Source organism: Cobetia sp. MB87 (genome assembly GCF_011319755.1).
Taxonomy (GTDB): Bacteria; Pseudomonadota; Gammaproteobacteria; order Pseudomonadales; family Halomonadaceae; genus Cobetia.
The window spans coordinates 301,709-311,809 of sequence record NZ_VFBC01000002.1; the positions used below are offsets into that span (position 1 = coordinate 301,709).

General features: G+C 50.9%; 9 protein-coding genes. 5 read left to right on the forward strand and 4 right to left on the reverse strand.

Annotated elements, in window-relative coordinates:
- Positions 1 to 466 precede the first annotated feature (466 nt).
- Genes dctP through CDPAHKCJ_RS01510 form a run of 4 tightly spaced genes read left to right on the forward strand, consistent with a single transcriptional unit; the run spans position 467 to position 3,978 of the window.
- A complete protein-coding gene (gene dctP, locus CDPAHKCJ_RS01495) occupies positions 467 to 1,456 on the forward strand; it encodes a TRAP transporter substrate-binding protein DctP (RefSeq protein WP_166018217.1) in 990 nt (329 codons plus the stop codon).
- A 10-nt stretch (positions 1,457 to 1,466) separates the two neighbouring features.
- Positions 1,467 to 1,979 (forward strand): TRAP transporter small permease subunit, encoded by a 513-nt coding sequence (locus CDPAHKCJ_RS01500; protein WP_166018219.1) that lies wholly within the window; start codon positions 1,467 to 1,469, stop codon positions 1,977 to 1,979.
- A 3-nt stretch (positions 1,980 to 1,982) separates the two neighbouring features.
- Positions 1,983 to 3,287: a TRAP transporter large permease subunit gene (locus CDPAHKCJ_RS01505; protein ID WP_166018221.1), complete on the forward strand. Its 1,305-nt coding sequence runs from the start codon at positions 1,983 to 1,985 to the stop codon at positions 3,285 to 3,287.
- Positions 3,288 to 3,309: 22 nt separating this feature from the next.
- On the forward strand, positions 3,310 to 3,978 hold the full coding sequence (locus CDPAHKCJ_RS01510; RefSeq protein ID WP_240916599.1) for an RraA family protein: 669 nt from the start codon (positions 3,310 to 3,312) through the stop codon (positions 3,976 to 3,978).
- Positions 3,979 to 4,122: 144 nt separating this feature from the next.
- Here the strand turns inward: CDPAHKCJ_RS01510 and CDPAHKCJ_RS01515 are convergent, their stop codons facing one another.
- On the reverse strand, positions 4,123 to 4,752 hold the full coding sequence (locus CDPAHKCJ_RS01515) for a hypothetical protein (protein WP_166018223.1): 630 nt from the start codon (positions 4,750 to 4,752) through the stop codon (positions 4,123 to 4,125).
- A 288-nt stretch (positions 4,753 to 5,040) separates the two neighbouring features.
- On the opposite strand from CDPAHKCJ_RS01515, the gene CDPAHKCJ_RS01520 reads away from it, so the two are divergent.
- A complete protein-coding gene (locus CDPAHKCJ_RS01520) occupies positions 5,041 to 6,132 on the forward strand; it encodes a hypothetical protein (protein WP_166018225.1) in 1,092 nt (363 codons plus the stop codon).
- Positions 6,133 to 6,249: 117 nt separating this feature from the next.
- On the opposite strand, the gene CDPAHKCJ_RS01525 is transcribed toward CDPAHKCJ_RS01520, so the two are convergent.
- From CDPAHKCJ_RS01525 to CDPAHKCJ_RS01535, 3 genes are all read right to left on the reverse strand, one after another.
- Complete coding sequence (locus tag CDPAHKCJ_RS01525; protein ID WP_166018227.1) at positions 6,250 to 7,860, reverse strand: hypothetical protein; 1,611 nt, start codon at positions 7,858 to 7,860, stop codon at positions 6,250 to 6,252.
- Positions 7,832 to 8,899, reverse strand: a complete 1,068-nt coding sequence (locus tag CDPAHKCJ_RS01530; RefSeq protein ID WP_166018229.1) for a hypothetical protein — start codon at positions 8,897 to 8,899, stop codon at positions 7,832 to 7,834. The genes CDPAHKCJ_RS01525 and CDPAHKCJ_RS01530 overlap by 29 nt, the downstream gene beginning before the upstream one ends.
- A 1-nt stretch (position 8,900) precedes the next feature.
- Positions 8,901 to 10,101, reverse strand: a 1,201-nt coding sequence (locus tag CDPAHKCJ_RS01535; protein WP_166018231.1) for a sigma 54-interacting transcriptional regulator, incomplete at its 5' end; no start/stop codon positions are given.

Below are 10,101 nucleotides of genomic sequence, written 5' to 3' on the forward strand. Positions count from 1 at the left end.
ATGACCTCTTGAGTGCATCGGCAACGGGGGCTTTCCTGTGTTCAGCATCAGTCGCTCGATGATTTCGTGCCCGCCATTTACTGACTATCTTCCTGACCAGCTTGCTGAGCGAGCAGATGGCTTCAGAAGGATTTCCTCGATTGACTGACCGCCATCCTTGCGATGACTTGACGGTCTTTTCTGCCATGAATCGGCCTGTTTACTCTCGAAATCCCCGCGTGTTGTCAGCGCACAATACACACAAATTTTCTTGCATAAATCTGGCAAATACTGCGTATTGAAATTTGAAAGCCCAAAAGGCTGATGATTCGTTGACCGCGAAGGGAGGGCCTCATAGATTGAAGGCGTACCATCACAACAAGAAGCAGGGACAGGTACCGCATGCCTCTCCACGACTCAGCATCAGGGTCACGGGATGTCCCGCATGCACTGCCCCGCTCACAATAACGATAACGTGGATACTGTCATGAAAACCCTCAAGCCCGCTCTTCTTCTCCCGCTGCTCGCGCTCCTCCCGGCCACCCAGTCCATGGCCACCGAATTGCGCATGCTGTCCAGTTACGACCAGACCACCGCCTACTCCCGCGAGATTGCCCAGCGCTTCATCAAGGAAGTCGAAGCCAACAAGGCAGCCGACCTCACCATCAAGCTGACCGGCCCGGATGTGGTGCCGCCCTTCGAGCAGCTGCAGCCCGTCGCTGCCGGTGTCTTCCAGCTGCTGTATACCCACGCCGCCTATCACACCAACACCACCGGCGTCGGCGCCGCGATGGATGGCGTGGCGGTGAACCCGGAACAGACACGTGAATCCGGCCTGTGGGACATGGTCGATGAGCACTACAACGGCCTGGGCCTCAAGCTGATCGCGATTCCGCCGCTGGGCAGCCACGGCTTCCAGTACGTGCTGAAGGAGCCGATCACCGGCACGCCGGGTCTGGATGGCCGTCGTCTGCGCGGCAGCCCCACCTATACCAACGTCACCAAGGGCCTGGGCGGTACGCCGGTGCTGATGTCCAGTGGCGATGTCTATTCCGCGATGGACCGTGGCGTGATCGACGGCGCCGCCTGGGGCCTGAATGGCGTCAAGGACATGGGCTGGCAGGAAGTCGCCGGCTACTACTCCAAGCCGACCTTCGGTCAGACCTACAACTTCGTGCTGATGAATCTGAACGCCTTCAACACCCTGTCGCCGGAACAGCAGCAAGTGCTGCTCGACGAAGGGCGTGAGCTGGAAACCGAGATTGTCCCGATCCTGGATGAACTGGCGGTCGAAGAGTGGAAGGCGCTGGACGAAGCCGGCATGCAGCCCACCGAATTCGCACCGGAAGACGCCGAGCGTCTGGATGCGCTGGTCACCGACGGTATCTGGCAGCTGGGCATCGACAAGTCACCGGAAGCCGTGACCGCCATGCGCGAGCTGGCGATCGAGAAGCACCTGACCACCGTCAGCGAGTAAGGAATCCACCATGCTAACCCTGCTTGCACGTGTGCATGACGGCGTGACGCGAGCAGGCTTCCTTCTGGGCGGTGTCACCTTGTGTGGCATCGTCCTGTGCTTCTGGCTGGAAGTCATCGCGCGCTACTTCTTCAACTCTCCCACCCTGTGGTCCGGCGCGATGGTGGCTTACCTGCTATGCCTCTCGATTTCGCTGGCAACGCCGGAACTGGCACGCACCCATGGCCATATCGCCATCACCGTGCTGCCGGAGCGCCTCGGCCCTGCCGCGCGCGCCTTCTATGATCGTCTCCTTGCCCTGGTGACCGGCGCCGTCTGCGCCGTGGCCGGCTGGATCTGCGTGCAGGAAAGCCTGCGCCAGTTCAGCTACCACACCACCACCGCCATGGGTCTCGACATTCCCAAGGTCTGGGTCTCCAGCTTCATCGCCTACGCGATGATCAGCGCCGCCCTGTACTTCCTGCGTCACGCCTTTAGCCGCGCGACGCCCTCGGCGACCACCGACACCAGAAAAGGACCCTGAGTCATGGAATGGTATACCTCTCTGGGCCTGGCCATCGCCTTGCTGATGGGCCTGTTCGCCCTCGGCATCCCCGTCTTCGCCGCCTTCCTGACCATCAACGTGCTCGGCACGCTGTGGTTGATGGGCACCGCCGGTTTCGGCATGTTCGCCAACAGTGTCTACGACAGCATGACCTCGGAGACGCTGACCACCATCGCGCTGTTCGTGCTGATGGGGGAGCTGCTGTTCCGCTCCGGCTCCATCGATGTGATCTTCGACTCGCTGGATGCCCTGATGGGCCGCATGAAGGGTCGTCTCTATTTCTTCGTCGTCGCCCTCTCGACGCTGTTCGGTGCCCTGTCCGGCTCGGCGCTGGCCGTGACCGCCATGCTCAGCCGTTCGGCGCTGCCGACCATGCAGGAGCGCGGCTATGACGACAGGCTCTCCATCGGCCTGATCCTGGGCGGTGCGAGTCTCGCGCCGATCATCCCGCCGAGCCTGTTGGTGATCATCATCGGTTCGATGGTGGATGTCTCCATCGCACGCCTGCTGATCGCCGGTATCCTGCCCGGCATCCTGCTGGCCGCGCTGTTCATCCTCTATGTGAAGGTGCGCATCACGATGGACCCGCACCGCGCGCCGCCCGTCGATGAAAGCGGGGGTGGCACGGCCCAGGAAAAGCGCCGCGCCGTGATCAACATGCTGCCGTTCACCATCATCATCTTCGCCGTGCTCGGCCTGATTCTGCTCGGCATCGCCACGCCGTCCGAATCCGCCGCCACCGGCGTGCTGGGCTCGCTGGTGGTCGCGGCCTACTACCGCAAGTTCTCGTTCAAGATGGCCGGCGAGGCGGTGATGTCATCGCTCAAGGTCAGCACCATGATCATCCTGATCCTGGCGTGCTCGAAGCTGTTCTCGCAGCTGTTGAGCTTCACCGGCGCCACCAGCGGGCTGGTGAGCAGCGTGACCGGACTGGACCTCGACCCGGTCTGGATGCTGCTGATCCTGATGCTGATTCCGCTGATCGCCTGCATGTTCATCGACCAGATCGCCTTCATGATGGTGGTGATTCCCATCTACGCGCCGCTGGTCAAGCTGTATGGCTTTGACCCGGTATGGTTCTGGACGCTGTTCCTGATCAACATCTCGGTGGGCAGTCTGACCCCGCCCTTCGGCTACAACCTGTTCGCGGTGAAAGGCGCCGCCCCCGCGACGCCAATGCAGACCATCTACGCCGCCGCCTGGCCGATCGTCATCTGCTTCCTGTTCGCGATGCTGATGCTCTACTGGGCCCCGTGGCTGACGACCTTCCTGCCCAGCCTGATCTGACCGACCACTGCGAGAGACTTTCATGTACCAACTCAATGACATGCCAGACCAGGTCGCGCCGGAGCTGCTGGAACAGCTCATGCAGTGCGAGACGGCCACCATCGGCCACTTCCACACCCACGGCTTCGTCGAACCGGCGATTGCCAGCATGCTGCCCGAGGTGCGCATCGCCGGTACCGCCGTCACCGTCTCGCTGCCGCCGGAAGATGGCACCCTGCTCAACCACCTGATGCGCCTGGTGCGTCCGGGCGATGTGCTGATCGTGCATCGTCAGGGCGATCGCCACCGCGCCTGCTGGGGCGGTGTGATGACCACGGTCGCCTCGCGCCTCGGCGTGGCAGGCGTGGTGATCGACGGCATGGCCACCGATGCGCTGACCATTCGCGACAAGCAGTTCCCGGTCTGGAGTCGCGGTGTCGCTTCGCTGACCACCCGCTTCGCCGGTATCGGTGGCGCGCTCAACGTGCCGGTCAGCATCGGCGGCGTGGTCGTCAATCCGGGCGATGCCATCCTCGCCGATGAAAGCGGCGTGATCGTGATGGCGCCCGGGGAAGTCTCCGCCATCGCCAGCCACGCCATCGAGGTACAAGAAGCGGAAGACGTGCTGCTGGCGAAGATCGCCGACGGCGCCTGCCTGCCGGACCTCACCGGCGCAAGCCAACTGATCGAGGAAGTGAACGCACGCGGTTAAGCCCCTCGCTTGATCAGTTCGCAAGACGCTGTTTCTTTAGAGAGATGCTGAAAAAAAGGCCACCAGATTGCTCTGGTGGCCTTTTATTGGTACATACAGAATCTGGGAAATATTGTATTATTGGGACAAAACTAATTTATTTAATTACTCGCTCGCAGCATCACCATTAACAAACTCACTAAACTCTAATACATCTTCATGGGAAATATTATAGTCTTCAACCAAATTAGTGATAGCGCTGGCATCTTCAACATCAAGCCCTATATCAGCATGTTCTCCTGAAATAGCTTGAGCCATAAGATCAGAAGTCCATGAAGCATTAGTGCCGCCTGAACTTATTGATACTGCCGGTGTAAATTGTATTAATTTTGCTAACTCATCAACCTCAGATATATCCATATCTTTAAGCTTACTAGAAGATGCTAGGCTCAACATATTTTCAGCAGGATGATTCTTGGCAAATAGAAGTTGAAGCTTTGTAACTCTAATACGGTTTTCCTCATCTCCTAGTTTGATAAAATCAGTGTTTTTTACTTGTTGAGCTTTAATATCATCAACTATACCCCGAAGCTCGGACATGCGCACTAGCTCATTTGACATATGAGCCAAACTTTTTCTATGTTCATTTTGTTGTGTCTTTAGCTCTTGTATTTTTTCAGACTGAGATTTTATCATCATTGAATTTTCTGAAATCAAAATAGTATAACCCATGGCACCAACTATTAAGGTAGTTATAAGCGCTGCCGACACACTAATAATCACTTCTTTAGGCATGACGCCCCCCCCCTGCTACCCCTAATTTATTTTCCAAAAATTAATATTAGCTCAGAGAAAAGATGAACGAGGCGCAAAAAATTAACAATATGCAATATTAAAAATCTAACAAAAACGTCTATACAAATTCAAAACCCGACTGCTACTACATAATTGATATTTTATTCAAAAATCCTCAACCATGAGCTTGAAATCATGTATTTATATGGAAATTGACTCAACATGGTGGCTAACAGTCCATCCAGAAATGTAGCATTAGCTCAACCGCACCCTGACAGGATGTCACGCATGGCGTTTGCCGTAATACGCTCCTTTGGGGCAATTCCCGGGCTGGCCGTCACCGCCTTCACGCTCGGCCTGAGCCTGGGCTCATGTCTCATGACTCCCGGTGCCTCGGAGCGCGCCGAAGCGGCACAGTTTCGCTCCTCGCCCCAGGTCATCAACACGCTGAGCAGTACCTACGGCTTCGTCATCGCCCAGGACATCACGCTGTCACGCATCGCCGAGGAGTATCCCGGCCTCGCGCCGGATGCAGAGCTTGCCTCCGCCTATTTCGACAATGCCTTCCCGAACATCACCCATCGTCTGGCGGACAACCTCGCCACCCTGATGGGGCGGGAGCACGCACGCGAAGTGCTGGATGGCATTCGCCGTCAGATAAAGAAGGAACTGGATTCGCAGCTGACCACCGACAAGCTGACCAGCGACTTCGCGGCCCGCTTCATCGAGGCCATTCATCTGCGCGCCCAGGGGGAATACCTGCCCTCGCCGTTCAAGGAATTTCTGCTGGCGACCAAATATCAGATCGAGCCGGTGTACGAGCTGTACGACGGCTATTTCCAGCAGTTCCACACCAAGGGCCATCCCAAGTCGCTGGGCATCAACCTTGCGCTGCACCTGCCCGCCTCGTGGTCTGCCGCCGAGGGTCGCCTGCCGCATATCGTGCAGAAATGGCAGAGTCAGGCGGGTACCGGCACCGACATGATCATCCTCGAGATCTACGACCTGCATGGCGACACCGTCAGTGACGCGCAGCTAAAAGTGATGGCCTCCACCAATACGCTGGCCCAGTGGGCGCCCATCAACAGTCAGATGCTCGACTCCGGCCTGACTCGTGTGGATCACCGACAGGCCTACTGGTTCGATATCGCCATGACACAAAGACACCAGGGCATGCCCATCATCTCGCAGACCCGCGAATACGGCCTCTTCCTCGATGACAAGCTGGTCCGCCTGCACTGCACCAGCTATCACCCTGCCGCCGACGGCACCACCTATGCCAAAGCCAAGACAGACCTCTCCGTCGAGAAAGGCTTCAGCGAGATCAAGCCACTATGTGAAGGGGTGATGGGGAGCCTGGTGGTGATGGGGAACAGTTAATTACCCATGTAATAAAAGCAAATTCAAGAACAAATTAAAAGACTTAACACTCCCTAATACATCAAAAAATCTCCAAGACTAAGCTTTAATTACATATATGCAAACACAAGTTCTGTATCACTCTAACAACAAAATGCCAAATTGCTCAATTAAACCCTTAAACTCATCCATGTGATCTTTAGTCAATATTTTGCTATCTCCATGGCCGCTGTAATCTATTAAATTGGCATTCATAAGATCTAGGTATTTAAAATTAGTATATTCCTCATCTTTCAAAGTAGATGTGACTATCACTTGCCTTTTACTTTCTCCATATAACGACAACATTTTTTCTTCTTTAGCAGTAGATATTTCTCCATCTCTAAAAGAATCAACCACAATCGGGAAGTTATGATTCATCACATTAGCTAACGCCAATGTTTTACAGAAATAGTATTCTTGCTCTTCGCTTCCAGAATAGTTTTGATCTTGCTTAGTAAAAATATCAGTAAATCTCATATTGCCATGAGGATCTATATAATGATAAATTCTATTCATTTCATGAACAATATTACGGTAGATGTCGCTACGCTCCGCCTTTGTATTTTTCTCTTTCCGACTTATAACCGATTTTTTATTCTTATGAGCTTTAAGGTTTTTTTCCAACTCAGCTAATCGCAAGTCATAACTATAATCAGAAGCAATATATTCTTGATATAAAACTATTTTCTGAAAATTTACTGGTGTATCTTCAAGCTCTTTTGACAACTTACTCTTCATATGCCTTATATCCAAATCATGCTCTTCAATCTGTATTTCTTTATTGTTAATGCTTTCCCTAATGGAGTTCAAAATTTGATTTCTAACACTCGTATCACTCACATTGAAGACTAAATCATCATTAGAGTAGACTATATTTTTACTACCACAATCATTACAGGACACCCCACCTTCACTTAACTCTTTATTAAGAGAGTTCAACTCACTAATGAGATACTGAAGCTTCGACAGCCGATTCATCTCTCTCTGTCTAGCCCGCATTGATGAAGAAATTCTTTTATTTAAATCATCAATAACCTTTGACTTCATTTCAATAACTTCTGTATCAAACGAAGCCGATGTTATACTTGCAACATTTGAACTTTGACCTATTATGCTTATTTTCTTTTTTAAATCTTTTATTTCTTGCTTCAGCCTAGTGATGCTATTTCGTAAGGACGCCTCATCTTCGTTATTAGAAGGAATAGCTGATACATTGCAAAAGCTATATATCATTTCTATAAAATCTTGTTTATTAAACCTCCCTTTTCTAATCAGCCCAGCTGAGGATCTACAATCTTGCCCCACAAAAAAAATTTCGTAAAAAAGGCTTAAATCAACATATACAAGATGTTTGTCTTTATATATCTTAGGGATATTAATTATATTTCGATCAATAAAACCCTTGGCTTCAGCTATCGAGTTACAGATCTGAATAGTATCATTATAGATTATTGTAATGGTATTATTCTTCCTTAGAAACTTATAATCTCTCCCATCTATTGCTATCTCAGAATAAAATAATTTGTTTTTATAGTCAAAAGAGCTTGGAAAAATAGAGTCGTATCCTAATGAAAACATCAGGCCTTGCATTACTAGAGTTTTACCCCTGTTATTATCATTGCTAAATATAATATTTAAACCTTCAGCTAATCTACCCTCAACAAATGATTCATTTGCATCACCAAATGCAATTTTTTTGATCAGCATTATCAACCCCTGATTTAATCATTGAAATAAGATAAAGAAAAGACAATTGATCAAGATAATCTATAAAATCAGAATTTTCAGAAATTACTTCCTCATAGCAAATCTGAATACCTTTTGATGGCCTTGCTTTTAAGTTATTAACAATAGACTCAACAATTGACCAGAAAAGCTTGGCTTTGTTTTTATCGAAAAATGCGCGACTTAAACTTGAATTACATTCTTGAATAATATCTGAAACATCTTCACCATCCATTGTGGGCGCTAATTTTAAAACAGTCGACATAAAAGGGGGTGGGACACCAGCATAAGTAAAAACATCAACACCAACGAGGCGACTTATAAGCAAGACATTGATATCACTCCGTTGAAGATGTCTTTTATAAGCTATAACCTGAGATGGATGAGTGACCTGCTCACCTTCTATAAAGGAGTTTTTAAGTGAGGACTGCTTATCTCTAATCTCATAAAAAATACTTTCATAAATATCATTTGAAATAGCTCTTTTATTCTTAAAATTAGAAATCCCCTTTATATATTCTGCCTCAGTATTATTATCTTCGACAAATATAACCTTGTCTAAAAATTTTCTGAAACTACAAGGATTTTTATTATATTCAAGTTTACAACAAGAATCCAATATAACCTCTTTAAGCTTTTTCTCTATACCTCGCTTTTGCTTCTTGTTTATATTTGAGTAAGTATATACATTAACCCCTTTATCGATTAAATAATCACGATTCAGCTTGGGCACGAACAATATGAACTCATAAAAAAAACCAAACGATGATACATAATTCTTATATAAAGTAAACAAACTTTCTCCAATCTTACTTGGATACATGGTTCTATGGTTTTTACTTTGTACATCCCACAACCTATCAAAGTTTGCATTTAAGCCTGTTACATCATTAAAGCAATCAACAGCAATGGTTTCTATTTCATTGCTATCAGCTCTCATGCCTATTAAAAAAAGCATAGACTTTGTCTCAAAATCTGATGCTTTTTTAGTTGTTATTTCTGTGTTTTTAAAGATATACACGTCATCCTCGACTATTTTTCAGCTTCCGAACCACCGACGGCTGACTGATCCCTGCCCTCTTGGCTATCGCATAGGTACTGGGCAGCTCGGCTGCCATCTCGCGTAGCCATTGTGCTTCTATGCGTGCCAGGCCTTCCTTGAGGGTTTCATTAGGGCCGAGTCTGGGGGTTGGCATGGCTACCGCCCCCTCAGCGGCAGGCTCTGAGAGGGAATTGGGACTATGAGAGTTATCGGCAGTGGTAAAACTTTCAGTAACGCCTATTCCATTAGATTTGTCATTACTGAAGCCAAATGAATTGCCTAGTCCATTAGCGTTATTCGTGGAACAAGTGTTGAGCAGTGTTTTCACTGAGTCGCTGTCGATGACATCACTGGGGGCACTGAGCCAGGCGCGTTCCAGCCAGTTTTCCAGTTCGCGAATATTGCCGAGCCAGTCCTGGCGCATGAGGATGGGCCATAAGGAAGCGTCGAGAAGCTTGCGGCGACCGTGACGTTGATTGAGGCGGGAGAGGTGTTGCTCGATCAGGGCGGGGATGTCTTCGCGGCGTTCGCGCAGCGGCGGCAGGCTGACGGGGAGCACATTGATGCGGTAGTAGAGGTCGAGGCGGAATTGTCCCTGCTCCACGCGAGCGGCGAGGTCTTGATTGGTGGCGACGACCAGTCGGAAGTCGGCGCGGCGGGTGGTGGTGTCGCCCAGGCGGGTGATCATCCCGTCCTGAATCACCTTGAGCAGCTTGGTCTGGGTGGCGAGCGGCAGCTCACCGATTTCATCCAGAAACAGGGTGCCGCCTTCAGCCTGTTCCATCAGCCCCGCCTTGCCGCGATTGCCCGCGCCGGTGAAGGCACCGGCTTGATAGCCGAACATCTCGGACTCGAACAGGCTTTCGGGGATGGCGCCGCAGTTCACCTCGATGAAGGGGCCGTCGGCGCGTTGGCTCCAGCGATGCAGTTGATGGGCAAAGGCCGTCTTTCCGACCCCGGATTCGCCCAGCATCAGTACCGTGGCGTTGGTGGGCGCGACTCGCTTGAGCAGCAGCGCTATCTCACGCATCACGGGGCTTTTGACCTGCAGCTCCCCCAGTTCTAGCGCGGCGTCCTCGCATTCGGCCTGCTCACGCGCGGCTTGCTCGCACAGGGCACGCCCCTGCTGCCGCGCGTCATGGGTGGTCTGCTCGGCACCTGAGCGCGCACTCCCCACCGCC